The sequence below is a fragment of the Desulfosporosinus metallidurans genome, assembly GCF_001936615.1.
GTDB lineage: Bacteria > Bacillota > Desulfitobacteriia > Desulfitobacteriales > Desulfitobacteriaceae > Desulfosporosinus > Desulfosporosinus metallidurans.
Map to the genome: position 1 here is coordinate 1 of NZ_MLBF01000058.1, position 25,903 is coordinate 25,903.

General features: G+C 41.7%; 24 protein-coding genes and 2 pseudogenes. 6 read left to right on the top strand and 20 right to left on the bottom strand.

Translation table 11 applies throughout. The annotated features are described in order from the left end of the window. The first annotated feature begins 750 nt into the window (after positions 1 to 750). Positions 751 to 939, top strand: a complete 189-nt coding sequence (locus DSOL_RS21850; RefSeq protein WP_075366888.1) for an alpha/beta-type small acid-soluble spore protein — start codon at positions 751 to 753, stop codon at positions 937 to 939. A 166-nt stretch (positions 940 to 1,105) separates the two neighbouring features. On the opposite strand, the gene DSOL_RS21855 is transcribed toward DSOL_RS21850, so the two are convergent. Further along, on the bottom strand, positions 1,106 to 1,537 hold the full coding sequence (locus DSOL_RS21855; protein WP_075366889.1) for an Hsp20/alpha crystallin family protein: 432 nt from the start codon (positions 1,535 to 1,537) through the stop codon (positions 1,106 to 1,108). 1,217 nt (positions 1,538 to 2,754) lie between these two features. On the opposite strand from DSOL_RS21855, the gene DSOL_RS21860 reads away from it, so the two are divergent. From DSOL_RS21860 to DSOL_RS21875, 4 genes are all read left to right on the top strand, one after another. Then, on the top strand, positions 2,755 to 3,414 hold the full coding sequence (locus tag DSOL_RS21860; RefSeq protein ID WP_075366890.1) for a Crp/Fnr family transcriptional regulator: 660 nt from the start codon (positions 2,755 to 2,757) through the stop codon (positions 3,412 to 3,414). A 256-nt stretch (positions 3,415 to 3,670) separates the two neighbouring features. Next, a complete protein-coding gene (locus DSOL_RS21865; RefSeq protein ID WP_075366891.1) occupies positions 3,671 to 5,158 on the top strand; it encodes an SLC13 family permease in 1,488 nt (495 codons plus the stop codon). A 20-nt stretch (positions 5,159 to 5,178) separates the two neighbouring features. After that, positions 5,179 to 6,930 carry an adenylyl-sulfate reductase subunit alpha gene (locus DSOL_RS21870; RefSeq protein ID WP_075366892.1) on the top strand — a complete coding sequence of 584 codons (1,752 nt, stop codon included), beginning with the start codon at positions 5,179 to 5,181 and terminating at the stop codon, positions 6,928 to 6,930. Positions 6,931 to 6,957: 27 nt separating this feature from the next. Continuing rightward, on the top strand, positions 6,958 to 7,263 hold the full coding sequence (locus DSOL_RS21875; RefSeq protein WP_075366893.1) for a 4Fe-4S binding protein: 306 nt from the start codon (positions 6,958 to 6,960) through the stop codon (positions 7,261 to 7,263). Between the two features lie 184 nt (positions 7,264 to 7,447). On the opposite strand, the gene DSOL_RS21880 is transcribed toward DSOL_RS21875, so the two are convergent. From DSOL_RS21880 to DSOL_RS21925, 10 genes are all read right to left on the bottom strand, one after another. Continuing rightward, positions 7,448 to 7,792: a DsrE family protein gene (locus tag DSOL_RS21880; RefSeq protein WP_075366894.1), complete on the bottom strand. Its 345-nt coding sequence runs from the start codon at positions 7,790 to 7,792 to the stop codon at positions 7,448 to 7,450. After that, complete coding sequence (locus DSOL_RS29175; protein WP_235838950.1) at positions 7,792 to 8,016, bottom strand: magnesium chelatase subunit ChlI family protein; 225 nt, start codon at positions 8,014 to 8,016, stop codon at positions 7,792 to 7,794. Before DSOL_RS29175 ends, DSOL_RS21880 begins: the two co-directional genes overlap by 1 nt. Continuing rightward, entirely contained in the window at positions 7,958 to 8,248 is a 291-nt protein-coding gene (locus tag DSOL_RS29180) for an ATP-binding protein (RefSeq protein WP_075366896.1), read from the bottom strand. Before DSOL_RS29180 ends, DSOL_RS29175 begins: the two co-directional genes overlap by 59 nt. Then, a complete protein-coding gene (locus tag DSOL_RS29185; protein WP_075366897.1) occupies positions 8,209 to 8,529 on the bottom strand; it encodes an ATP-binding protein in 321 nt (106 codons plus the stop codon). Before DSOL_RS29185 ends, DSOL_RS29180 begins: the two co-directional genes overlap by 40 nt. Positions 8,530 to 9,271: 742 nt before the next feature. After that, positions 9,272 to 10,942, bottom strand: a complete 1,671-nt coding sequence (locus DSOL_RS21900; RefSeq protein ID WP_075366898.1) for a formate--tetrahydrofolate ligase — start codon at positions 10,940 to 10,942, stop codon at positions 9,272 to 9,274. A 250-nt stretch (positions 10,943 to 11,192) separates the two neighbouring features. Continuing rightward, entirely contained in the window at positions 11,193 to 11,498 is a 306-nt protein-coding gene (locus DSOL_RS21905; protein WP_075366899.1) for a hypothetical protein, read from the bottom strand. Positions 11,499 to 11,528: 30 nt separating this feature from the next. Next, positions 11,529 to 13,379 (bottom strand): MtaA/CmuA family methyltransferase, encoded by a 1,851-nt coding sequence (locus DSOL_RS21910; RefSeq protein ID WP_235838951.1) that lies wholly within the window; start codon positions 13,377 to 13,379, stop codon positions 11,529 to 11,531. Positions 13,380 to 13,506: 127 nt separating this feature from the next. After that, a complete protein-coding gene (locus tag DSOL_RS21915) occupies positions 13,507 to 14,697 on the bottom strand; it encodes a uroporphyrinogen decarboxylase family protein (protein WP_235838952.1) in 1,191 nt (396 codons plus the stop codon). Further along, a complete protein-coding gene (locus DSOL_RS21920; protein ID WP_075366900.1) occupies positions 14,661 to 15,572 on the bottom strand; it encodes a tetrahydromethanopterin S-methyltransferase subunit H family protein in 912 nt (303 codons plus the stop codon). The genes DSOL_RS21915 and DSOL_RS21920 overlap by 37 nt, the downstream gene beginning before the upstream one ends. Before the next feature lie 519 nt (positions 15,573 to 16,091). Beyond that, on the bottom strand, positions 16,092 to 16,838 hold the full coding sequence (locus DSOL_RS21925) for an MEDS domain-containing protein (protein ID WP_075366901.1): 747 nt from the start codon (positions 16,836 to 16,838) through the stop codon (positions 16,092 to 16,094). Between the two features lie 393 nt (positions 16,839 to 17,231). On the opposite strand from DSOL_RS21925, the gene DSOL_RS21930 reads away from it, so the two are divergent. Further along, a complete protein-coding gene (locus tag DSOL_RS21930) occupies positions 17,232 to 17,774 on the top strand; it encodes an HPP family protein (protein WP_075366912.1) in 543 nt (180 codons plus the stop codon). Between the two features lie 99 nt (positions 17,775 to 17,873). On the opposite strand, the gene DSOL_RS21935 is transcribed toward DSOL_RS21930, so the two are convergent. From DSOL_RS21935 to DSOL_RS21980, 9 genes and pseudogenes are all read right to left on the bottom strand, one after another. Further along, positions 17,874 to 18,614, bottom strand: a complete 741-nt coding sequence (locus DSOL_RS21935; protein ID WP_075366902.1) for a hypothetical protein — start codon at positions 18,612 to 18,614, stop codon at positions 17,874 to 17,876. Between the two features lie 41 nt (positions 18,615 to 18,655). Beyond that, positions 18,656 to 19,045: a hypothetical protein gene (locus tag DSOL_RS21940; RefSeq protein WP_139314568.1), complete on the bottom strand. Its 390-nt coding sequence runs from the start codon at positions 19,043 to 19,045 to the stop codon at positions 18,656 to 18,658. Between the two features lie 235 nt (positions 19,046 to 19,280). Next, positions 19,281 to 20,321 carry a zinc-dependent alcohol dehydrogenase family protein gene (locus tag DSOL_RS21945; protein ID WP_075366904.1) on the bottom strand — a complete coding sequence of 347 codons (1,041 nt, stop codon included), beginning with the start codon at positions 20,319 to 20,321 and terminating at the stop codon, positions 19,281 to 19,283. Between the two features lie 685 nt (positions 20,322 to 21,006). Continuing rightward, positions 21,007 to 21,486: a hypothetical protein gene (locus tag DSOL_RS21950; RefSeq protein ID WP_075366905.1), complete on the bottom strand. Its 480-nt coding sequence runs from the start codon at positions 21,484 to 21,486 to the stop codon at positions 21,007 to 21,009. 479 nt (positions 21,487 to 21,965) lie between these two features. Next, positions 21,966 to 22,378 (bottom strand): annotated as a pseudogene (locus DSOL_RS21955) (pentapeptide repeat-containing protein); the annotation flags it as partial. Then, the gene (locus DSOL_RS30210) at positions 22,338 to 22,700 is read right to left on the bottom strand and encodes a recombinase zinc ribbon domain-containing protein (RefSeq protein WP_075366907.1); all 363 of its coding nucleotides are present in this window, start codon (positions 22,698 to 22,700) and stop codon (positions 22,338 to 22,340) included. The gene DSOL_RS30210 and the pseudogene DSOL_RS21955, both read right to left, overlap by 41 nt. Before the next feature lie 98 nt (positions 22,701 to 22,798). Next, positions 22,799 to 23,184 (bottom strand): annotated as a pseudogene (locus DSOL_RS21970) (recombinase family protein); the annotation flags it as partial. Positions 23,185 to 24,122: 938 nt separating this feature from the next. Further along, positions 24,123 to 24,482, bottom strand: a complete 360-nt coding sequence (locus DSOL_RS21975) for a magnesium chelatase subunit ChlI family protein (protein WP_235838954.1) — start codon at positions 24,480 to 24,482, stop codon at positions 24,123 to 24,125. Position 24,483: 1 nt separating this feature from the next. Continuing rightward, positions 24,484 to 25,903, bottom strand: a 1,420-nt coding sequence (locus tag DSOL_RS21980) for a recombinase family protein (RefSeq protein ID WP_075366909.1), incomplete at its 5' end; no start/stop codon positions are given.

Here is a 25,903-nt window from a genome sequence, read left to right on the forward strand (position 1 = left end):
TGTAGCGACATAACTAATCATAAATACCACATTTAACCATTTAGTCATCATTCGATGGCTTATTTGTCGTGCCTATTTACTTCGGTAGTTAGAGTTACTGTCGATTTCAGACTTACCCCTCCGTTATGTTTCTTGGGATGCTTCATCCCAGATCAAATCAACCTTTTCCCACTTCGCATTAAAAACACACGTTAGCCTATCAGAAACATCCTTCGCCACCCCTCTTTACCCCAAAAAATACAAAACCCACCCCAATCTCTTGGGGCGGGAAAATCCGCGGTGCCACCCAGTTTAGACTATCAACAACAAGTAACGCAAATTATAAAAACCCCTCATCCCTGAAAGGGACGAGAGGTTATCCCGCGTTGCCACCCATGTTGCTTAAACAGCCAACTTTAAACGCTGTATCGGGCGTAACCCGTCACGATTCATCATCGGACACTCCGGAATGGAATCCTATGCTTGATTCACCGACTCGCACCGACCGCCGGTTCTCTTTAGAACCCCTGCATTGGACTTTTCCATCATCATTTTAGTATGTTATATTGTTATGAATTATAAAATGTCCGTGCTGCGAAGTCAAGTGTTTTTTTAGGTAATACATTATACATTAAATTTAGTTATTCCTTCCTCATGTTCCACCAACATTCGCGCTTCTCTTACATACTGTCTTGAAATATAGTTATACTAAGAATACTTTCATCAAGCAGTATTGTTGAAAGAAACTGCCATTCGAAAGGAGGATTCCACATGTCAAGAGGACGTAGCAGCATCATGTCTTATCAATTAAAAGAACAAATTGCTCAAGAGTTAGGTTTTGCTGGGACCCTTCATAAAGAAGGATTTGGAGGGGTTTCTTCAAGGGACTGTGGGAATATGGTGAAAATGGCTATCGAATTAGCGGAACGCAATCTGCCTGGGAATAACAACATGACGTAAACACATTAAACTTTAATATTTTCAGACTTGCCTCAAACCGCTTAAAACCAAATGGTTTTAAGCGGTTTTTTCTTGAGGAGAACTATTTTAGACGCCCCAAAATTGAAGCAAGTATAGGAATTTCAATTTTCATGTAAACAACGAGGCTTTCCATTGAGTCCTAGTCCTAGTGGAAATCCACCTCAATATAACGAGCTGCTGGGTGAGCATCTTTCAAAAAACTAAGCTTCAAAAGCCCATTTTGGTAACTTGCATGGGAACCATCCGTCTTGACCATTGCAGGAAGAGTTAATAACCTTGAGAATTTCCCGTAATATCGTTCTGAATGCCGAGCAACGCTTTCATCTTCATCGTCGTGCATTATTTTCCGAATCTCGCCCTGAATCATCAAACGATTTTGATCTAAAGTAATCCTGAGATCCTCTGGTTTTTCAATCCCCGGGATTTCGGCGGTCACCAGCACTTTCGACTGAGTTTCCTCGATATCAACACGATATGACCCATCAGTCAGCTCTTCCTTACATCGTCGCATAAACCGATCCATCTCATTCCAAAAAGGATCCAACATTCGGTATGGCTCATTAGGAATTAGAGACATTTCTCCCACCTCCACATTATTGAATCCTTTTAGGATGCGCCTTACTTTAAGGGATTATTCTAAAACAGTTGAAATTAATTCATGAATTAACTCTTTAACGATTTATTTCAATTTTATATTTCCTCTTGCCTTTAAGAAAGAATACTAACAAGAAAAGCACTATTGCAAACGGCTAGACTTAGAGCGATTTTAAGCGTCCTATTACAATTACTGCTTTAAAGATGTGGTTTGAACGATTCTTAACCTTTATTAAGGAAGTGCAGGCACGAGCCCTTTAGAGTAAAGCCTAGTTATTGGAAGCCCTCCTTTAAGCAGCGTGGGAGGGCTTCCAATGCATAAAAATCTCTCGTCCTACTAAAACCAACACCTGGCTTACATTACTTAAAATTAGAAGAAACGCCGGCGATTGAACATAAACGGGTTAACCTCAAATCTTTCAAATGGATCGAATCTCTCAAATCTCTCGAACCTTTCGAAAGGATCTATAAAAAACGGGAAAAAAGGGAAGAAAGGAAATCGCCGAAACTCAGAACGATTAAATCTTGGCATATATATCTGTCCTCCTTTCGTTTTAGAAGTGCTTTTCCAAATTCGTTATTAAAAGATAACTCCCAATGCTATCAGGATTAAGATAGCTATAGCGATGATACCCACTCCTACTCCCGTTCCTGCTCCACCATAACCAAACATTTTATTCTCCCCCTTTATAACTAGAATTCAGATGCGAATTTCAAAGAGTATAGAATTAAAAAACAATGCCCATAGCGATAAGCAAAAGAATGATTACGACTACAATTGCTATTCCTGTTCCTGTTCCAAAATGGGTTCCAATACCGTCTCCTGCCCCAGCTCCAAAGGCCATTTTTAGCTCCTCCTTATTATTAAATTTCAAAATCGCACTGGATAATACATAATATGGAAATTAATAAATTCTGTTACAAGCTTTACCGCTTTGTACCCAACTACTTGATTAACATCTAAACCAAAAAAGCCAGAGCGTCAAGAACGATCTGGTTATATTTTTGACGCTCTTCGCTTTTTCTGCTGGGTTGTAAGTTTTCTTTATAGTTTTTGGTTGTAGCCAACCTTTAGCTCAGATCTTTAACAGCCTTGTGCTATGATTACCCAACTATTGTTCATTTAAAGAATTTAAGGCATAATATAATTATTGCCATACATTGGTACATTGGAACTGTTGATTCGCTAGGAGTGAGAACATGTTTCTGTTGACAGATAAGGAAGAAGAGTATTTACATAAAATCGGATCAGAAATTAACTATCCAAAGGGACAAATCATATTTTCATCAGGCCAGAAAACAAACGAGATCTGCTACATAACCAGTGGATTTGTAAAAATTTATCGAACCACTGCTGATGGACGTCAGGTTTCAGTTGCTCTCCGCTATCCGGGGGATTTTATTGGCTTGGCGGAGGTTCTCAACAATAGTTCTGTGCGGGAATATAGTGCTGAGGCTATGGACAATGTCAGGCTTTTAATCATTTGGCAAGATTCATTTAAGAAAATGCTTGCTGATATGCCGGATTTTAGTAGTAAGCTAATGGAATTAATGAGCGACAGGTTAAGGGAGGCACAAAACACAATTTATGATTTTATCATGAACCCCACCCATGGAAGGCTGGCACTGGTACTTTTAGAAATGGCTGAACGTTCGGGTTCTCCAGGGGAAGACGGGCTAATAAAGGTCAGTCTAAGGGTCACCCAGGAGGAGTTAGCCTGTATCATCGGAGCTTCTCGTCAGACAGTTTCCTCACTGCTGAACCTTTTAAAAGAGGATGGTAGTTTAAAATACGAGGGAAGAGAGATTGTTGCTGTAGAATCGAAAAAGTTAAAAAGTTGGATTCAAAACACAAAATAAACGGCACTGACCTCATATAATCCAGCTGACATAATTTTGGTCTTTAGTATGACCAAAATTATGTCAGCTGGATTATTGTTTTTATGTCTTATACACGACAATAAACTGTCCTCCTTTCGGTGTTTTGTTCGGATTAACTTAGATAAAATTATCCCATATAAACCATTAAAGTTGGCGGAGGTGTGAGTTGGGAAAGAGATTTAAATGTAGGTACGGTTTTTGTTTCTGAATAGTAAACGGAAAGAGTGGGTGTTTCATGGCGGATGTTGTTTTACAGACTAAAGAACAAATTAGAGTGTCAAAGACATCAACGACTGGAAAAAGCAAATTTGCATTACTTGGATTTATTCTTTCATGGATTGTTTTAGGTGCAATTCTGACCCTTGTTCCGACCTCTCAAGGTCTGACTGCTGGCGGTAGAGCTGCACTGGCAGTGATGGGTTGGGCGACGATGATCTGGTTAACCGAAGGACTCCCGCTGGCGATCTCCGGTTTAGGCATCCCTTTGTTATTAATCCTTACCGGTGCAAGCGGTAAAATGCCGGAGGCTTTTAGCGGTTATACACAGGATGTTACCTTTCTTATTCTGGGCTGCTTCATTTTAGCGGCAGTTATGCAGACCACGGGCTTAGACCGGCGGATTGCCTTAGGAATTGTCTCAAAGGTAAAACCAACAGCGGGAAGTGTCTTAAAGGGATTAATCGGGGCCCATTTGATAATGGCAGTTTTAGTTCCTGCAACCAACGCCCGGGGGGCGGTTTTCCTACCCATTGTTCAGGGGTTAAACAATTTATTTGAAAAGGAAGGAGAAGGTGCGAGAGCGAGAAAGCTCTTCACAATGGTTGGAATAGGATTTGCTTCTCTAGCTTCTGGAGTTATGTTGTTGCACAGTCACATGTCAAACGTTATTATAGCCCAAACCATTAATCAAGCCTTAAAAAAAGATGTGATTACCTGGGGAACCTGGGCTTGGATGAATTGGCCGCTTCTGGGAGTTCTCGTCATTATATATTACTGGACGAACTGGGTAATGAAGACGAAGAACATTGAAGTACCGGGTGGTATAGAGGAAATTAAACGGCAAAAAAAAGAACTGAGTAAGATGACTTTTACAGACTATGTTGTATTAATCTGCTTTAGTTTGGCCATTCTCCTGTGGGCTACCCAAACGATCCACCACCTCAGTATGGCAATTGTTACTCTTGGTGTGGTCATGGTATTATTCATCCCCGGACTGACAACTCTTTCCTGGAAAAAAGTACAGTCGAACACAATTTTTGGTACATGGCTTTTGTTATGCGGCTCCCTTTCGTTGGTTTCGGCCTTTGAAAAAACAGGCGTTGATAAATGGATTGCTACTCATCTGGTAGGTCTAGCACCGGCCTGGGGTTGGGTAGGTGTGTGTATCTTTATCTGTCTTGTGGTTCAGATTTCTCGACTTGGGATTGTGAGTAACGTAGCAGCAGTAACCTTGTTGGCACCGGTGGTCGCAGCAATGGCTCCGATGCTTGGTTTAAACACAGTGGCGTTTACCATGCTGGTGCTCAATGTTGACAGTTATGCTTTTGTTTTACCCATTTCAGTGACTGCCTGTCTGATTGCATATGGTACGGAAGAGTTTAGCTTTGGAGAATTTGTAAAAGTCGGAGCTCCCATTACTTTAATGGTAATTCTGTATATGGTTTTTGTTATGGCACCGTGGTATGCAGTAACCGGGTATCCAATTTGGGTTCCTATTAAATAAAGAAGAAGGAGGAATACAAGATGTCAAGAGCTAGTTTGCCCAATGCTGTTGATCAGATTGAAGAGGTTCGTATTGATACGGATATATTAATCATTGGAGCAGGGAATGCCGGGTGCTTTGCAGCAATTGAAGCAAAGCGCACGAACCCTGAGCTAAAAGTTACGTTAATGGAAAAAGCCCATATTGACCGGAGCGGTTGCCTGGCAGGGGGTATGGATGCCATTAACACTTATATTAAAAAAGGACGTACCATTGAAGACTTTGTACGCTGGAGCCGCTCCCAAGCCGGTGGTTTGCTACGGGAGGATCTCACCATTTCAATGGCTGAAGTCTTAAACAAGCCAATCGAAGAGTGGGAAGATTGGGGCATGCCTATAAAATACGAAGAAGACGGTGAAGAGTACAAAACCCGTGGTAAATGGGATATTACCATTAGCGGTTCAGAAATGAAAATTATTTTGGCAGAAAAAACCCGGGAGTCTGGCTGCGAAATTATTAACCGGGTAGTGGCTACCAACTATTTGATGGATGGAAATAAGGTAATCGGTGCCATTGGGTTTGGGGTTCGTGATGGTAAAGTGTACATTATTCGGGCCAAGGCAACCCTGATTGCCACCGGCGGTTCGGCAGGTCTCTATAAGCCTTATCAAAACGACGGAAACGACAGCCACCATCAACTCTGGTATTCCCCCTTTAACGTTGGAACCGGCTATGCAATGGGAATTCGTACAGGTGCAGAAATGACGACTTTTGAAATGCGCTGGTGTGCCACGAGAACCAAAGATTTTAACGGTCCCATCGATACCATTTCAGTGGGTTATAAAACACCAATGGTTAACTGCAAGGGAGAGCAAATTCTCAAGACTCGTTATGCTCACCTGGGTGGAGATGAGGCCCCTCGCTTTATTCGGGCAAACCTGCCAATGGATGAATGGCGCGAAGGACGTGGCCCTTGTTATGTGGATACCACACATATGACCCCAGAACAAATCAAGGACATGAAGTATGATTACCTGAACGAGCGACCTAGCTTTGTGCTATTCCTTGCCAGCCGGGCACAGGATATAAGCAAAGAACCCATTGAGATCTATGGCTCCGATCCCTACATTGTTGGCGGTCACACAGCCAGCGGTTATTGGATCGATGTAAAAAGAGCCACCACCCTACCGGGTCTGTATGCCTGCGGTGATGTTGCTGGGGGTACACCTAACAAATTTGTAGGTGGCTGTGCTGCAGAAGGATTGCTTTCGGCCAAAGCTGCCGTGGAATATGTGGCAGGTGTAGAGCCTGGTAAGCTAAACGAAGAGCAAATTGCCAGAGAGAAAGAGCGTATCTTTGAAGCTGGTTTCCGCAACAAGATTGTCCGAGATGGTGTTAAACCCAGGGAAATGGAAGAAAGGCTCCAACGGCTCATGGATGAATATGCTGGTGGCGTGCACCAGTTCTTTAGGATGAATAATGAGGGTCTGCAATATGCACTGCGTCACATCAAGATCTTGAAAGATCAGGTTAAATACCTAATCGCCTCCGATCTACATGAACTTATGGAAGCCCATGAAATTATCGACAGGTTAGATGTTGCAGAGGTACTGGTACACCACCTGATGTACCGTGAAGAAACCCGATGGCCGGGCTGGCAATCCCGTGCGGATTTTCCGGAAAAGAACGATGAGAAATTTGATTGCTTCGTTAATTCACGGTACAATCCGGAGACCGGGGAAGTAGAAATGTTTACCCGCCCTTATGAACAAATCATTCCAGGCGACCGCTAAAAAGTCTATGAAAAGGAGGATCAGGATATGCCACCAGTAGTATATCAAGAGAAATGTAAAGGGTGCGGAAAATGTGAAGAAATCTGTCCCGGAGATTTGATGGAATTAAATGAAGGCAAAAAGGCTTTTTGCCGGTCTGCCAGGGATTGCTGGGACTGCATGGCCTGTGTAAAAGCATGTCTATATGGTGCTATTGAAACGAGAATCCCTTATCAACTGGGCTATTACCCCGCTAGGCTTATTCCCAAAATGGGCGATAAGGAAATTGAATGGACTAGTATTGATATAAATGGAAAAGTGGATAAATTTGTAGTTAAAACCTACAATAAGTAAATCTAAAACAGAGAAGCCGACCTGAGTATTTAAACTGGATTATATCCCGGACAGACTAATTAAGAGCCCTCCGATAGTAGAATAAATTATCTACTATGGGAGGGCATTTTTGTGGGTTTAAAGATAAGTCAAAGGAGCAAAAAAGAAAGAAAACTCTTTAATCTCTTCAATTACTATTTCATGCTTACGGACGAATATAGACCCAACCCACTGCTTGCTTTTTCACTATTTCACCAACACCAGCGGAAACGACAGTCACAAAATCAAGCAATTCATCTTTCTGAATACCTAAATCACGCATAGCATTGGCACATGCGCATAATACGACCTTCTTTTCTGCTAATTCCTTAAGCGTTGTCTCAAATACATTGGTACTCCTTGCAAACATCTTCACTGCGTCGCCATTAGCCACCATTTCAATGTTTAAATTTCCCTCACCAAGATCAACAATCAAATTGCTAATATTATGGAGCACCAAACCTACTTTATCCTGCTCATCGATATGAAAGATCACGTTGTTCTTATACATTATTTACCCCCTAGTCTCCCGACATTATCCAAGGTGCGAAACTGTAATGCCTCAGCTAAATGCTCTGGCAAGATATCTGGCGTTTCTGCAAGATCTGCAATCGTACGTGCAACTCTTAAAATTCGGTCATGCGCCCGAGCACTGAGGTGTTGGCTTTCAAAGATTCTATGTAAAAGTAATTCCCCACTTGGAGTCAACTCCGCGTGCAAACTCTGGAAGCTCATCCAAGAACAGAACTCCGTGATTGGCAAAACTCAACTCACCGGGTCGGAGCTCCCGCCCTCCTCCGATCATCCCCACTTTCGTCACCATATGATGCGGATTTCGAAAGGGGCGATGTTGGATCAAGGACCCATTGTTTCTAAGCAAGCCAGACACACTAAAGAGTTGGGTAACCTCTATGCTTTCCAAGTCGCTTAATATGGGCAGTATCCCTGAATAGGCCTTAGCCAGCAATGTCTTACCGGATCCTGGTGGTGTCCCACCAAGATGACATTATGCCCGCCCGCTGCTGCTATTTCTAAAGCCCTCTTCGCATGTTGTTGTCCATGAACATCTGCCCAGTCCACCTGGCTTCCATTATATACTTCAGATTGAGGAAGCTGGGATGACATTTCATCTTCAAAGTCACTCTTTTTTTCAAGAGCCTGCATGATTTGCCCAAATGTGGAAGTGCTATGTGTTTCTAACCCAGTCACAAGACGGGCTTCAGCCAAATTATCGGGAGGAACTATCAAGCATAACCCCTCGGCAACTCTCTCCCCTGCTAATTCCAGTTTATTATTCTCCCGATTAAGTTTTTAACTCATTATTTCATTGGAATTAAAGTTTAACTAACAAGTCTGCAGAATATCTGTGATTTATAATTTCAAAAAGCCTCACACATGGATTGGGCTTCGTTTGTTTTATTGCGGCGCAACGGCAATGATGAGAATGACCACAAGGCTTTGGCTTTGGTCTGGCTATTTGTTGGTTCAACTCGCTTGAAGTTAACAGTATTGAACATGTTAACTTGTGCTGCTTTTAGTACTCCTCCACAGTGGACACACAGGAGTTCCAAACCTTTTTTGGTTTCAGAATTTACCAGCACTTCGCGGCTTGCCCCACATCTGTACACAAAAAATCATAAACCGGCATAATCAACCCTCACAGTCTCAAATTAATGCTTTAAATCCTTGCTGCAATGCGGTTTCTGATTAGTCAAACTGTGGCATTGGCATCAGAACCCTACTTTGTACCAATTTGTTCGGCAATCTTTCATTCATCGCAGCACCACCGGTCATTACTAGGTACTTGTCGCGTGTATAATCCCCGTCGCTATCTTCATACATCCGATTCTTCAATTTACTGCTTTAACCCTATACTTACTTGTCACACTTTCCTCGTTTTATGTGGAACATTTCTCAGGCAACCTCTATCCCTTTGATACATTACTGTATCAAAGGGCAGAGATTGCCCATCACTATAACGAAGGTCGGTTTAGAACAATCCTGTAATTGTTCCGTCGGCATCAATATCCATTCTCATCGCTGCTGGACGTTTCGGCAATCCTGGCATGGTCATAATAGCACCCGTAATCGCTACCAGGAACCCGGCTCCAGCAGAAAGACGGACTTCCCGAACGGTGATCGTGAAACCCGTCGGCCGACCTAACCGAGTGGCGTCATCTGTGAGAGAGTACTGTGTCTTTGCCATGCAGATCGGCAAATTGCCATAACCCATCTCAACATATTTCTTCATGGAAACTTGCGCTGCTTTATCGAAGTTAACGCCCTCCGCACCATAAATCTCTTTGGCTATTTTCTCGATTTTCTCTTCAATGGACAAATCTAATTCATAGAGAACTTTGAACTTGGATTCTTTGCGTTCAAGCACGGAAAGTACTGTTTCAGCAAGCTCAACGCCACCTTCCCCGCCACGCGTAAACACTTCAGAAAGTGTCACTTCTGCACCTAACTCCTGACATCTCTCGCGCACCAAGTTTAGCTCAGCTTCTGTGTCTGTTGGGAACCGGTTAATCGCGACAACAGCTGGAACACCGAATTTCGCCATGTTTTCAATGTGTTTCTCAAGGTTGACCACACCCCGTGCTAAGGCTTCCAAGTCTTCTGTACCTAACTGATCTTTAGCAAGCCCACCATTCATCTTTAAAGCCCGAACAGTTGCCACAATGACGACAGCCTCAGGTTTTAATCCACCGAAGCGACACTTCAGATCAAAGAATTTTTCTGCTCCAAGGTCAGCACCAAAACCAGCCTCTGTCACGAGATAATCCGCCAGTTTAAGGCCCAGTTTCGTTGCCATAATGCTGTTACACCCGTGAGCAATATTCGCAAACGGCCCACCATGGATAAAGACAGGCGTGTTTTCTAAGGTTTGAACGAGATTCGGTTTAATGGCGTCTTTCATAAGAAGCGCCATTGCCCCTTCGGCTTCTAAATCATGAGCAGTTACAGGCTTTCCTTCATAAGTATACGCCACGACAATCTTGCCAAAACGAGCTTTCAGATCCATAAGGTCACTCGCCAAACAAAGGATCGCCATGACTTCAGAGGCTACAGTAATATCATAGCCACTTTCGCGGGGTACCCCTTCCATCTTGCCACCCAAACCCATAACGATTTTGCGAAGAGCACGGTCATTCATATCCACGACACGGCGGAATACGACTTGACGAGGATCAATATTTAAAAGGTTTCCTTGTTGAATACTGTTGTCCAACATCGCTGCTAAGAGACTATGGGCAGACGTGATGGCATGAAAATCTCCGGTGAAATGGAGATTAATATCTTCCATGGGCACAACTTGAGCATACCCACCGCCAGCGGCGCCGCCTTTAACACCAAAACAAGGTCCTAATGATGGTTCGCGTACCGCAATCATGGCCTTCTTGCCCATTTTCGAGAGTGCCTGTCCTAATCCCACGGTTGTTGTCGTTTTGCCTTCTCCGGCAGGGGTAGGATTGATAGCGGTTACTAAAATGAGCTTACCATTGGGCTTATCTTTCAACCGATTCCAAACACTCAGATTAATTTTGGCTTTATACTTTCCATACGTCTCAATCTCATCCTCTTGCAAATCGAGGTTTTTGGCAATCTCTAGGATTGGTTTCATTACTGCTGCTTGTGCAATCTCGATGTCACTTTTCAAGTTATTAACTTCCCTTCTAGTATTTTAGACAAATGTAACCCACTCATACAACTAATTAAATCTTAAAACGACACTTCCTAGCTAACCTTAAAACCGGATAAGACTAACCAAACTGCCATCCAAACCGAAAGCCATTGTTTGTACCAATACATTACTCCCGAAGAAAATGAAAGATAACCTCAATGCTTCCAGTCCCTTAAGAGGCCTCTCATCACCGAAAATCATAGCGATGTGAGGCCTTCATTTTATTTCACTTTTCTAATGAAGTGGGGTTTACCCTTAGAGCTTCATTAATCTGTTTTTGAAATGGATTGGGCCTCGTTTGTTTTATTGCGGCGCAACGGCAATGATGAGAATGACCACAAGTCTTGGATTTGATCTGGCTATTTTTTTGTTCAGCTCGTTTGGAGTTAATAATATGGAACATGTTCACCTGTGCTGCTTTGAGCACTCCTCCACAATGGACACATAGGAGTTCCAGACCTTTTTTGGTTTCGGAATCTACCAACACTTCATGACTTGCACCACAAACACAAACAAAATTATAAACTGGCATAATTAACCCCCATAGCCTTAAAATACTGATTTAGGCGGTTGCTGCGATGCGGTTTCTGACTAGTGAAACTGCGGCGTTGGCATCAGAACCATACTTTGTACCTATTTGTTCGGCAATCTTTTCATTCATCGCAGCACCACCGGTCATTACCAGGTACTTGTCGCTCTTACCTTGCTCATTTAGCATTTTAGTGACCTTCTCTGCATAATTAACTGATGAGTTAGTCATGACCGATATGCCGATGGCTACAGCATTATTTGCTTCCGCTGCTTCAATAAACTGTTCGGGGGTAACGTTCTTACCAAGATCTATTACTTTGAATCCGTTTGCTTTCAACATGAGAACTACGAGGTTTTTACCGATGTCTTGGGTGTTGCCACGTATCAAACCCATGACAACGGTTTCTTTATTTCCTTCACCTGCGCCTGCGCCTGATGCTTCCAACAGTGGGATAAGAATTGGCATAGCCTTTTCCATAGTCTTAGCCGATTTGAGCATATCTGTGATAAAACGCTCGTTACGCTCATAAAGGTCGCCAACCATTTTCATTCCCAATGACAGACCATCAAATATTATTTGTTGTGGAGTTATGCCCAGTTCCAAACCTTTATTGGTTAACTCAACTACTTTGTCACCATCATATTCCGTAATCGCATCTGCCAGTTTGAAAAGGATCTCCGCCTCAGGGGTTTTTTGAGTCTGAGTCTTATTGATGCCCATTCTGACTTGTTGATCGTTTTCAGTAGATATTTTGCGCATGCCCGAATGTTTTGGTTGTCCAGCTAAATAAACATCGCTTAAATCACCAAGCGCCTCAATGTCTATCGGATACTTGATTGATGCACAAGTATCAATCAGGGCCCGCATATTTTCTTCTGGTACGGTCCAGTCAATATCACAACCAGGCATACAAATGAACCCGCCATTATACCCAACCTCTACAGCAAGCTTCTTAACCTCCTTAGCCACATCTTCAGGAGTGCCGTGCGTCAAGGTCGAATATGGACTAAGGGTACCCATCAATGATATTTTGTCACCGATGGCCCGTTTTGTAAGATTAGCACCAGGGTACATATCTCCATTAAAATTGATACAGCCATTGGAGGCAATGTCACTCCAGATGGGTTGAGTAAATGTACATATATGAGTAAACCCTATACCCCCTATTTCTTGGATGTACTCAAATAACCTCTTTTGATACGGCAAGCCAAATTCACGATAAATTTCAGGCGGTAATACATCAGATGAACAAAATGGGTCAAGTATATTGCAAACATCTATACCGGCTTCAAACATCATACGGCAAATGTTTTTACAGACATCCAGACTTAACTCGATAACCTCTTTGGCATAATCGGGGTCATCTGCCAGATAGGAGAAAAATTCATCCGTACCGGTAACCAGCTGAGCAGTAGTAATTGGACCGCCGACTGGAGTAGCCAGCGCATGAGTATCTTTCCAGCCTTCCTTAATAAAGGTTCGAATCTCTTCTTGTATTGCTCTTAAACGGCCCTTTTCCGGATCAAAGCCCTTGGATAAATAATTACCTTTGAGACGGTAAAACGCTTCTTTTGTTGGTGCGGGGTGTGTAACAAGTGAAGGTTGTGCATAGGGAAGGTAGTCTAGTACAGCGCCAAGATTTTCTACAGGTGTAAACAGGTCTGTACCGGCGAGCAAAACATCCCCGCCAAATTTTTGATGTGCTTTAATTTTGGCTTTCGCCATGGCTACACCATCGAGTAAGACCTCATTTACTTTGACTCCACCCTCACGAATTCCCCGTGTCATCAACAAAGGAGTTACGGGCAACTGATCCGGCAACCCCTGCATGGTAACTGCCGCTAAAACTCTTTCTCGGCTGGTCATCTTTGATGTGCTCAATTCATTCACTCCTTAATATTTTTTCAGTACCCCTATTATGAAAATGTTAAAATTCCCAATTTTTATATTCCCTTGTTTTCCTCCCTTCCTATTTGCAACGATGTCTCCAATGGCGACAGTCTTTGGATTATATGAAAGTCAACTCCTCCGACAGAGTTTTCTCTATCGCTTCCTCAATAATGCTGCGAACTGGACCAAGTCGGCGTATGGCTTTAAAACCTTCATCTGAAAAATTCCTGATAAAAGTGGCCCCGCGAGCAGCTGCCATTACCTCGTCAGCACAAGACAAGCTATCCACGGGTGCAGCAATTACTGGCGCACTTTGGGCCAACTCAGTAATGAAGTAGGCAATGCCCGCCTTATCCTGCTTGGCCACAACTTCACCTAAAGCACACAAGTCGTTAACACCATGCAAAATTACAGATCCAGGTAGTTTCTGGCGTAATCCCCTAACATCCATTCCTTGGGCATAAGTGTCCAGGTTTAGTATCTCAACATCTAGATTAGCAATATCCGGGAGAATTGGACTGATCGCTCCACAACTATGAAAACATATAGCAGCCGGAGTAAGGTTGCGAAGACGTGTTAGCAAGGAACGCATGTTAGGAACAAGATAAGAGCGAAAATCCAACGGAGAAAAAAACATACTATTCTGAAAACCAAGATCATCGTTATAGATGACAATATCCGGTTGCCTTTCAAGTGATCTCAGCATGTACTCATAAGCACTGATAATTGTCTCTAATGACCACTCCAGCAGAGCAGAAGCGATACTTCGTTTTTCAGCAATATCATCCATAAATCGCCAGGCACCGCGCAGCATGAAGCAAATATCTAAAAGGCCGGGACATGGAGCATCAGCTATAACAAGGTTGTCGCTGGATAGTTCCTGTTTTACTTGCTGTACTGATAGCCGCCATTCTGGCTTAGGATAGCGTTCAATATCGTTTAGTCTGGCAGATTCCAAAGGGTGGCTACTCGGTGCAAAATATCCATCACTGTTCAGCCATTCTACGCCGAAAGTATCCGTAAAACATCCATCCTTAATGATTTGAGGGTCATATAACATCCCAGCACGAATGCAGTCAGATCCCAAACGTTTACAATTTGCTTGTTCCAAGGAGATCGTTTGGAATATCGGATTGGTTAACATGTTGTTTTCGAACAAGTGAGGAAGTGCACTTGTCCGTAAACCGGTAAGGGATGTCGTCCCTATGTCTATCAATGGCACACCGTTTTTTTTGCCAGAGAGCATTTCCTCCAGCCGTAAACGAGGTGAAATTACTCCTGCTCTTCTGTCAATTTGAACATCTTCCATAGCGCATGTCCTCCCGGCAATTTATACCCGTCCAACTCCTGAGCCGCATAACCATAGAACATTTCAGCAGTTGCTGCAACATGAGCTGAAATAGCAGCTTTTTCGATGATGCCGTAATGTAGATAATCCCCACCGGCAGCACGGATAGCAACGAGGGAAGCTCCTAATGACAAATTCACCCATTCTTTGCCAAGCTGTCTTAAGCTGGTCCATTGTGGAAAACAGTTAGAAAAGGCACAACCTGCGGGATAACCGAAACGTTCCCGGATAGCTTGAATTTGACGTATGTTTAAACCTATGGAAGGCGCATCCATGGTGCCCACATCAACTATCGGTGTTGTCACACCTATTTCTCTTAACATCGGAAGATAATAGGTTTCGATCATTTCGCAGCTTCCTTCGGGGGTCGGATCACATACGTCACTGGCTAGAATCATAACAGCGGCCGGGCGATGCCGTCCAAGTGCTTCCAATTCATTGTCTTCTGTGTCCACACTCAGGGATGCATAAATACAACGATCCAGAATACCTAGTTTGGCAGCCGCTTCAAGACCAGCAACACGTGCCTCGGCCTCAGTAGCATTTATTAACAATGGCAAACTTGTATGTGCACTAACAAATTCCAAATACCGCTGCATAGCTTCAGACGAAGCAGCAATAACGTCGAAAGCCATCTGTACACCGTACCGTTTACTAAGTTTGTTAACTCGATCCACCAATACTGCGGCACGCGTTTCATCGAATTCTCCAGTAAAAGGATCTTTAACAACTGAGTGCTTATCGTAGAAAATACTTCCTACAACCAACCCAGTATTTGATCCTAGTGAGCCACCAATAATTGTATTCCCTATTTTAACTTCATGATAAGTTACCATCCTAAATTCCTCCATAAAAGTATTTATAAATAAAATGCCAATTTTACAAAACTGAATGAGCTTACAGACGTTAGTTAATGGTCCTATCCATTAGCCCAATAACGAAAAATAATTAAAATAATTAATTTTCCTAAAGAATGCAGATTTATAAACCGGTTGTTGGTATTGAAATGACTCCCTCTATTATGGCCTATTGGCCAATTCCGGACTGCGGCTTAGCTAACTCCTATTATTTTGCTTCACCTCCACAATCCCTTCGTTTCACTGAATATTCTTAATACAAGTTTGACCTTATAATACAATGATCATCAATGTATGTCAATGTATTATATATAGCAAATATATAATACATTGTATGAAACTGTACTATATACCTTTCTTCAGGGAAAGCAAAAGGGCCGAGCCTGATAATTATCAGCTCAGCCCAATATACATTTGTTGTTCTAAGAAATTGAATTGTTAGAAAGAAAAAATAGCCTTATAAGGCAAGTGATCTTTCAGGAGGTTTACTTGCACTATTCAGGAAAGGCTGTTTTTTAAATACACAAAGGAATCGTTAGAGTAAAATACTACGTTTTGGTGACAATTCATCAATTCTATGAATTCGTTCAAGTTGTCTTTGGTGGAGTCTTTATATAAATATGGGCATATTCCCACAACATTTAGCTTAGCAAGAGTATCATCCAATAAACTTTCAAAATGAATAAGGTTGGAGAAATCTCCACAACTCCCGAGACCCGGGGAGCCAGAACCCCACAAAAAGTTATAGCCGAGTTCATTAGTGATATTTGCCTCATCAGTCCAAGCTTTGATAGGACCCTGTACACCCATAGACTTATATTTCTTGGCCAAATCAACAATAGTCAACAAATTCTTTCTTTCTAACTCCTCAACTGGTAAACCTCTCGTCGCAAGTTCTTGCCGCACATCATCAGTGTTTTGCCACCAGCATCCTTTAAACAGTCTATGGTTTAACGCTAGCCCCTTTTTAAAAAACTCTGCTTCAAGGTTGTACAGATCAGCCTCATTGGATGCAATTGCCATCATATGGTTGTTCTTTGGCTCAATTTCATCCATTAAGCTTTGCCTTTTTAAGTTAGGCCTAGATTCAACGAGCTTGGAGTCAAGAACTTCCTTCCGAATGCGCCATTCTTTACCGAGCTTGACGCCAGGTAATTTACCGGATCTTAACCAGCGATAGATGGTGTTAGGGGTTGTACGTAAAAAATCCGCAACTTCTTCAACTGTAAGTAATTCGTTTTTCATATCATTCTCCTAAGTGATCATAATTAATTAAATAATAACATCTAATCTTAGACTTTTCAAGGCAAGACGAAACGTATCAAAATATATTAGAGCATATTCATATCTTTTATAGTTAATCTATCCATATTTAACTCTTATCATACAATGTCATACATTGACATACATTGTATTCCATTGTATTCTATTGATACACTATACACTAAGAGGTTTCTTAATATTCCTGTTTGTTATCGCTTTTGTTCCTTAATAGTTCCTTTCTTGGTAAATAAATTGCATCGAATTTTCTTTCCTATAGTTGTTGGAGATCGTATGGTCATTGGTAAAGGATGCCGTCATTTTCAAAAGAGGTGAAAAAGAAACAAGAGAACAGGAGGGGATAACTTGACGAAGCAAATGGACCAGAGCAAAGAAAAAGGGGCAGTCCTCAAATATCTTGCTAAATTTAAAGGACAGAAAAGAACCACACCGCTTGTATCGCCGGTCCCTACAGATATCCTAATTACCTTAATAGGTGCTTTCTTGGGGATTGCCATTCTCAGCATATTAACACTTGAGTATATGACTCCCATGTTGGCGACGCCGTTAGGGGCCTCAGCTGTTCTGGTCTTTGGGGCTCCGGATGCTCCCCTGTCGCAACCTCGCAACGTCATACTAGGTCACGCCTTGTCCGCTATTGTCGGGGTAACAACTTATCAGATTTGGGGAATTCACTGGTGGTCGGTGACTTTAGGGACATCTTTAGCGGTCTTAGTCATGTTATTAACGAAAACGACGCACCCCCCGGGTGGAGCCACAGCTATGTTTGCCATTCTCAATGCCGCTAAGCCGATCTATGTCTTAACTCCGATCATTGCAGGCAGCCTGTTATTGGTTTTGGTGGGCATATTCGTCAATAACCTCTCACCGAATCGGAACTATCCACGGTATTGGTACTAGTACGCTCATCAGAAACCCATTAGCTTGGCGTTAATTATCGCTCTTCGAACTCAAGATTAATACCAATTTTAAGATCGGAATTGTCTTTTCGACTATCCCCTACGCCCCTACAATTTCCGCAGCTTTGAGTTGATGGAATGATAATTTTCCTATAGCAATGAAAAGAATTGCTCCTACAGCTACCTGCAAAGGATAAAGTAGGAGCATTTGCTCGTGAATAATCGTTGGCAACAATGATATTGCTGCGGCTGGCGGAAAGATAAATTGAAATTGGTAGAACAAGAAAAAAGTCCATATAACAATACATCCTGCCGAAATCCATAAAGGCCAGTGCAACAAAATGTGAATTACTTCAACCCCTAGTATTCCGGAAAAGGCTGCAGATAAAATCAATAAGAAAAGACGCCACGGCCTATGTTCGGCCCGACCGGATGACTTGGCAAATTCAACAAATGAGACAATCAAGGGTGGGGATATAACATAAATCCATTTTCCTTGCAATGCAATTGTCGCCACAAAAACAATACCGACGAAAATCTTAAACCAGAAATTTATTTCTATTAATCCCCACCGTTTTTGCTTTTCTTCGTAAGTTATCAGGGTTGCTGAGTGGTCATGAATCTGAAAGTGGTTAAAATACCACCGCCCGGTAGTAATAATCCCCGAGAGTATGCAGACGGACAGTGGATAGTACAGACTGTCAGCATTGATCAAAAACGGTAATATAGCAGCTGAGATTGATGGTAATACATTCGAACGTAAAAGGTATAACTGTAAAATAACAAGAATAAACGTACAGGCTATGAGAATTTCCTGAGAATAATGAAGAAAATGAAGCATACCTACCCCGGTTATTGGTGAAGCTTCACTCCATCTTTTGTCTATCTAAAGTCCGCCCATAAGTATTGGGAAAGGCAAAGACTAATGGTTGAAGCATCGATTAAGTAGAGTCGGCCTAATGATTGACGTAGAGCCTTGAAACCCAGTTCTACTCCTAACGTTTGCACAACGCTTTTATGGATAATATCTGCGACTTCGGTTGACATTTCTCTGAATCGACGAGAAATCTGAGAAGAACCAGTGGATTCCAGATGGAGGGCTTTGGCAAACGCATCTCCGTTTAAACTGTTGCTGATCTCGGTTAGACTTGTATATTGCTGCATTTCAGCATTCATCACCAACTGAACGAGTTGAACGGTTTTTAGCTTTTTAGCATACTTATCGACGGACTCAACCGTTTGGTTAATTTTTCTCCAAAGATCTTGAGACAAAATAGGACCTAACAATTGAAAAAATGTGGATTCTGTGGTATCCTTGTCCTACATTTTAAATCTCCTTATAGTTAGATTTGGACAAGAACTACCTCCATCTCTAATTATAAGGCTTTTTTATACTCAAATACAGGATTTTTGACATATTTTCGCCGTTATTAAGCATTTTTCGTTATATATCGCTGTAAGGATTTACTTGACAAATGATCAAGTTACGGATATAGGTTGAATATACTTATCTGGCAGATAAGATTACTTTTAGAGCCTTCTCCTGAGCACCTTTACTGAACACATCATAAGCTTTTATAATTTCATCTAAATAAAAATGATGAGTAATTAGCTGTTCAGGCTTTAGTTTACCTGATTGAACAACTTTCAATAGCATTGGGGTAGTTACTGTATCAACCAAACGGGTAGTTATAGTAATGTTGTGTGACCAGAGAGTTTCTAAATGCAATTCTACGCTTTTTCCATGTACGCCTACGTTTGCAATATGTCCCCCGGGGGTGACAATATATTGACAGATTTCAAAGGTAGCAGGAATTCCCACTGCTTCAATCGCAACATCTACTCCTTGATTACCGGTAAGTTCCATTATTTTCTCAATAGGCTTTCCGTAGTTGCTATTGATAACTTTTGTGGCTCCAAATTTTTTAGCCACTTCTAAACGATTATCATCTATATCAATCATAATTATTTCAGCAGGTGAGTAAAATTGAGCTGTTAATAGGGCTGCGAGGCCGACAGGTCCGGCACCAACAATGGCAACCGTATCTCCTGGTTTGACTTGCCCATTAAGGACTCCGCATTCAAATCCAGTAGGCAGAATATCGCTTAACATAACTAATGCGTCCTCTTCTACCCCATAAGGAACATTGTATAAACTGCTGTCGGCGTGGGGAATTCGAGTATATTCAGCCTGTGCTCCATCGATTGTATTACCGAGAATCCAACCTCCGGATTTACAATGAGAATACATCCCTTTCTTACATGGATCGCATTTGGCGCAAGATGTAATACAAGAAATCAACACTCGATCACCAACATGGAAATTCGAGACCCCTTCACCGATTTCTTCAACAATTCCTACACCTTCGTGACCTAAAATACGTCCATCTGTTACTGTGGGAACATCCCCTTTAAGAATATGTAAGTCTGTCCCACAAATTGTCGTCTTGAGAATCTTTACAATAGCATCTGAAGGGTCTTGAATAGTAGGTGTTGGTTTTTCTTCCCATTGTATTTGCTTAGGGCCGTGGTAGACAAGAGCTTTCAAAATAATACCTCCCTTTGTTCATAACATCGTCTCTAGTTTGCACAGCTAATTCAACAGATATGCTTTTGATTTGATTTAATAGTTTGATGGTTTAATGGTTTATTTACTTTTTACTAAAGCTGCGGAGACGATATAGCGGTCCCCTACTCAAACCTACCCATATTTTCTCATGCGTGGAAACATAATCTCTGATCTCTCAAATCCAGTGTTCGCATGTGTTCAATCCCCATATAGCACTACCACCGTCTCCACGTGCGTGGACACCCCGCATCGGCTTGATAGAAAACGCCTTGAAACCTCACATTGGCTCTATAGAAAACGCAAACGAGAGAATAACGTACTTATTGGTCTTTGGAGTAAAACACGTGTAGAAATCGAAAATGTGATGGAAATGAAAACATGTATCGGACCCAAGGAGTAAAATAAAGGGAAATTCTTTACCGATTGCGAATGATTTCGAGGTGTCAATAAAGGGATTTTATACGAACAAGTTCGCATTAAGTCTATGAGACAGACAATTAACGAAGTTCGCAAAACAACCGTTATATAAAATAGCGCGCATGGCCGCCGCGTCCTGCGGCTCCACAAAGTATGTACGAGCTTATTCATTGAAGGGCTCTCGAGTGGACAGATGTCAAATGTAGGTGTTTAGAATATACAGTTATTTTGCCGAGAACGATACTTGTTAACAATCCTTTGAGCGTGTTCCCAGAAATCGATAATACTTTATTATAAAAGGGTAACAAACAAAGCCTGTAATGAACCAGATCCAAGGGCCACCTTTAATAAACACCAAAATCCCCAAGTTACTAAAAATTACGGCAACACCCCAAGTAAATATGCTCCACAGAAGTATATACATCCAACGAATATATGTTTCTTTACGTTGCGGTAGGAAGTAAATAAATAACATAACGGCTGGTGCCCATGCTAATACTGTCCATATAGGGAGAACTCCGAAATTAAAGGGTATTATATGTTCATATCGGGTTAGGCCGATATGAACAAAGATATATTCAATTGAAAGGTTTAAGCCTGCTCCACAGAGTACTGAGAACCAAAATAATTTTTGTATTTCTCCTCTGGGGATAAAAACCACCATTAAGAACAATATTCCAAGTGCAAAACCCAATAAGTAAGCGAAATAGGGGAGATCAATATTCATCACATATACTTCCTTTCAAACTGAAGACTTTTAAAGACTGCGGAAGATAGGATATACATGTTTTCACATCGCAAACATCTATGCTTGCCATATGATATTATTTGATAATGACATAACAATTATGTGTGTTACTTTGAATCATTTCTGAGGGAAACCCATATTTTATGTGTGTTTATTTAAGTGATAGCCCCCTTGTCAATTAAAGACAGGAGGCTATCACTGTACATAACCCTATTTATAGGACCTAAGCAAACTACCGACCTAAAAGACGTTACTAAAACTTCTTTATTCACCAAATATCATAAAGCCAATTTGATACATTTTAAGAATGACGTGTCTTAATGACAATAGCCTATAATGCTCATTCGCTGTCTATTACTTGTCTTTTTGTATCACAAAATTAATCTGTCAGCCACACAATCCTGCCAACAGCTGGCAATATTTTCTCGTATTCGGTAAGGCTTTGTCACACACTCGCTTTAATTTTTGAAAGTTCCCCAGTGTTTTGGGTAAGTGAGTGACGAGGGTAGTTTTGTACTAGTATCTCCCTTTGCTACGTTGAGTTGGGCTTGAGTGAGAAAGATACTTTTGGTAAGGTCCGCTCCTCTACCAAAGGTCTTCTGCCGCCCCGAATGACCTTCTGCCCTCGACGAGCTTCGGCTCGCACAAGTTCACTAGTCTTCAGGAGCAGAGTATTAACATTTTCTCGGTGTACTGCCACGTCTAGTTCCATGAGAGAGTCGGGGCTGAGGTGAGAAAGGCGTTCCGTCTCATCGAGCATAGAGCTGAGTGCACTATGGATAGGACGGGCAGGTTGTAACGTTATCGCTTCTGTCAGATACCATAGTAACTCATGGATTTGCCGCATGATTAGGAACACCTCGAACATTTGCTTCAACCATCGACTGCACCTTGACCTTCTGAATTAACTTACGAAATATTTCCTCATCAAATTTAGCAACCTTAACTCCCTGTTCCCTGTTCATAACCCGTAAAAAAGCCTGCTCTAGATCTTTCTCCTTGACCGTTTTTGCGCTACATTTATCAACTCCGTTCTGCTCTCGGTTAATGCATCGCCACACATACTGCTTATTTTTCCCGGTGCCCCAAGATGCTCTTCTAAACTTTGAACCGCAGTTTTGGCAGAAGAGCTTCCCTGAGAAGGCATATTCGCTCGTAAAGGCACTTTTGCCCGTCCGTGAATATCCCCGCATATTTGATCGTCTTTCAAATTCATCCTGTACCGCAGCAAACTCTTCCTACTAATAATCGGTGGGTGGGAGTTCTCCACGTAGTATTGCTGAACAATCCCATTATTTTTCACCCGCTTCTTGGTCAAGAAATCGACGGTATGAGTCTTTTGAAGCAGCGCCTCACCCATATATTTTTCATTCTTTAATATTGACTTTACAGTGCTTGCCCACCAGGTCGCCTTCCCGCACCAGTAAGTATACCGTCGTGTTCTAAGCCTTTTGCGATTTTCAAGTCAGACTTGCCTTCAAGGAACTCTCGGTAGATCCGCCGAATAACCTCGGCTTCCTCCAATACAATAATCAATTCACCATTTTCGTCTTTCGTATAGCCGAGAAATCTATTGTGATTAACAATGACCTTGCCCTCCTGAAAACGGTAGGCAATCCCCATTCGAGTGATCTGAGAAATATTTGAACTCTCCTCTTGCCATGTCCACGGGAACATATTCACCACCTGTATTTCACATAAATCGCTTCAAAACACAAGTTGATTCACCGTTTCTTCCAAATCCTCTTTCGCAGGCTTGCTGTACCGTAAGATCATATCGGCTGAGACGTGACAGTTGAGGATTGTACGATAGATAGCCGCGAGCGTTGTGTCTGAAACCCTCAAATCATAAGCTTTTCCTAAAATCAGTCTATTACAGTTACACAAGAACTCACGAGATAATGCTTATTATTTCTTGAGCTTATCTCCTGTGTTTGGCTGCTCAGTTATTCTTGGAGTTTTTGCCCTTTAGAGTTAACATCCCGTCCCTTCTTGTGTTTTTGGCGCAATGTCGGAGCACAGTCCTTGCATATATGACTCGCATGTCCTTTCCCTGAAAACCTTTCATTCGCCCGTGTTCTTCCGCAGATCCTACAATAGTGTCCCATTACTCTCATCCTCTCCCCATATGCCAGACGGGGCACCTATTCGGTGTCCCGTCAGTTGTTGAGACTGCCCTAAACGTCGTCTAAGGCGGTGTTAGTTATACATTCTGCCGAACCTTCCTGTGTTAACCCCGCCGAAACAAAGTCATTTTCCTCCTCATCGCTTGTAGTGAAACAGTAAAATATCTCCTCATAATCGACTATTTCGTTCTTTATGAGAGCCTGAGTGTTTCTCTTTCGTTCTTCGACAAGGTGTACCTTATCACATATCGGACAATCTCTTTCGATTGACCTTAATATGGAATAGTCCATTTTTACAGGTTCAAAATTACTTTTCTTATCATGTTGATCATTTCCTGCTCGACCCGCATTTTATTAAACACGTACCACAAAAGTGGGTAAAACCTCACAGACGACGCCCTGTCTATTAGCTAGTGTTTGCAAGTGCAATCAGCGCCCAAATAATTGAACCTCGGGCTTCCGAGGTTCAATTTCCTGTACACTTTATATCTATAAACCTTTATCCAAAGTACGAAACTGTAACGCCTCAGCTAAATGCTCTGGAAGAATATCTGAGGAACCACCTAGATCCGCAATCGTGCGTGCAACCCTTAGAATCCGATCATGCGCCCGAGCACTAAGATGTTGGCTATCAAAGATCCGATGTATTAGTGACTCTCCACTTGGAGTCAGCCCACCATGTTCTTTGGTTTCCTTAGCGGTCATTTCGGCATTTGTTTTTGCGGGACCTAGACGCGTCCATTGTCTCCTACGGGCCGCCATAACTCGTTCCCTGACCGTGCTAGAAGACTCCGTCCCCTGGCTATCCTTTAATTCGGTGTAATTCAGTCTTGGCACCTCAACGTGCAAGTCAAATCGATCCAGTAATGGTCACATTAGGAAGTATTGAATACTCATTGTTTACCTTTCCAACCATGAATTCGAAGTTGCCGTTCAAGACAATTTTTATTCTTTGATCTGGATAGACAATCATCTCCTTTAGAAAGTTCTCTATGATATCATCAGTAATTTCATCTTTATCTTTAAGCTTGGTTTGTAGAATTAACTGGCTTTTTAACAGTCTTTCTTTCTTACTGACCAAGTTCTTGTTTTTGTCATCCAATTCCTGCATCTCTTCCTGAATCTTTTCTAAGGTTAAATTATACCCATCATTTCTCTTCTTGAATTCATCTTTAGATATCAATTCTTCTGAGTACAATTCTATCAGCTTGTCTTTATTTTTCCCAAGCTTAATCTTATCTTGAGAGAGTTTATCAATGCTATTTTGATACTGATTGTCTGACAAAACTTCTTCGAGTACATCTATTACATTCTTAATGTTTTGATCTTTGTCCTGCCAGAATTCAAAAATAACTTGCTTAACAATACCATCCGTTTCATAATCATAAAGCTTGATATTATCACAACCATGTTCTGCATTCTTACCATATTCTCGATAGCCTCTACACTCCCATAATCTTGTCTTGGTGATCTTATCCTTTCCTGTATATGTTGAGTGATAATAAGGTCTACCACATTTTCCACACTTAATTTTTGATGAGTATACATATGTTCCACTAAAGTAGCCAGCTACCTTGCTTCTTTCACCTGTACCATTCGATTTGCGCTTCTTCTCAAGCTCTTTGTTAGCCCTATCCCATAACTCTTCTGACACTATTAAAGGTATCTTGTCGTAGTGGATAACCCATTCTGATTCAGGAACATCCTGAAACTTCTTAGTGTTAAAGTCTTTATGCCTCTTACCCATAATCAGAACACCTTTGTACTTTTCATTACGAATTATGCGTTTGAGGGTGGACATCGAAAAGAGTGTTCCATTTTGAGTTGTAATACCCTTCTCATCCAGTTTTGTTTTTATCTTTCTAAAACCAATGCCACTTGCATACTCCTCGAAAATATATCTAACGATTTCAGCTTCTTTTTCATTAATGAATAACTGTCCATCCTTTTGGTCATAACCCCACATTCTTCCATTAGTTATTATCCTACCGTTTTCCATTCTCTTTTTTTGTGATTGATTAATCTTCTTTGACAAATCCCTTGAGAACTGCGCCGCCATTCCATACTTGACCATGTTTAGTAATTCCTCTTCAGGGTCAAAGAATTTCCTATCAAGATAGTAATATAGCTTCTTATTGTTGGATATCAACGGATTTAAAAACATACCAACTTGGTATGCGTTTCTACCGATACGCTCTTCACTCTTGACAACAATGATTTCAAATTTATTAGTGCTTAGGTCATTAATTAATCTTTTAAACTCATCTCGC

Bases quoted from the DNA above. Each gene is read 5' to 3' on its own strand.
- DSOL_RS21920 (WP_075366900.1), bottom strand. From the start codon at position 15,572: ATGGTAACTTATCATGAAGTTAAAATAGGGAATACAATTATTGGTGGC.
- DSOL_RS21935 (WP_075366902.1), bottom strand. From the start codon at position 18,614: ATGCTTCATTTTCTTCATTATTCTCAGGAAATTCTCATAGCCTGTACG.
- DSOL_RS21865 (WP_075366891.1), top strand. From the start codon at position 3,671: ATGGCGGATGTTGTTTTACAGACTAAAGAACAAATTAGAGTGTCAAAG.
- DSOL_RS21855 (WP_075366889.1), bottom strand. From the start codon at position 1,537: ATGTCTCTAATTCCTAATGAGCCATACCGAATGTTGGATCCTTTTTGG.
- DSOL_RS21905 (WP_075366899.1), bottom strand. From the start codon at position 11,498: ATGCCAGTTTATAATTTTGTTTGTGTTTGTGGTGCAAGTCATGAAGTG.
- DSOL_RS21875 (WP_075366893.1), top strand. From the start codon at position 6,958: ATGCCACCAGTAGTATATCAAGAGAAATGTAAAGGGTGCGGAAAATGT.
- DSOL_RS21860 (WP_075366890.1), top strand. From the start codon at position 2,755: ATGTTTCTGTTGACAGATAAGGAAGAAGAGTATTTACATAAAATCGGA.
- DSOL_RS21915 (WP_235838952.1), bottom strand. From the start codon at position 14,697: ATGGAAGATGTTCAAATTGACAGAAGAGCAGGAGTAATTTCACCTCGT.
- DSOL_RS21930 (WP_075366912.1), top strand. From the start codon at position 17,232: ATGGACCAGAGCAAAGAAAAAGGGGCAGTCCTCAAATATCTTGCTAAA.
- DSOL_RS30210 (WP_075366907.1), bottom strand. From the start codon at position 22,700: ATGCGGGGATATTCACGGACGGGCAAAAGTGCCTTTACGAGCGAATAT.
- DSOL_RS29175 (WP_235838950.1), bottom strand. From the start codon at position 8,016: ATGAGCTTCCAGAGTTTGCACGCGGAGTTGACTCCAAGTGGGGAATTA.
- DSOL_RS21850 (WP_075366888.1), top strand. From the start codon at position 751: ATGTCAAGAGGACGTAGCAGCATCATGTCTTATCAATTAAAAGAACAA.
- DSOL_RS21950 (WP_075366905.1), bottom strand. From the start codon at position 21,486: ATGAATATTGATCTCCCCTATTTCGCTTACTTATTGGGTTTTGCACTT.
- DSOL_RS21880 (WP_075366894.1), bottom strand. From the start codon at position 7,792: ATGTATAAGAACAACGTGATCTTTCATATCGATGAGCAGGATAAAGTA.
- DSOL_RS21925 (WP_075366901.1), bottom strand. From the start codon at position 16,838: ATGAAAAACGAATTACTTACAGTTGAAGAAGTTGCGGATTTTTTACGT.
- DSOL_RS21870 (WP_075366892.1), top strand. From the start codon at position 5,179: ATGTCAAGAGCTAGTTTGCCCAATGCTGTTGATCAGATTGAAGAGGTT.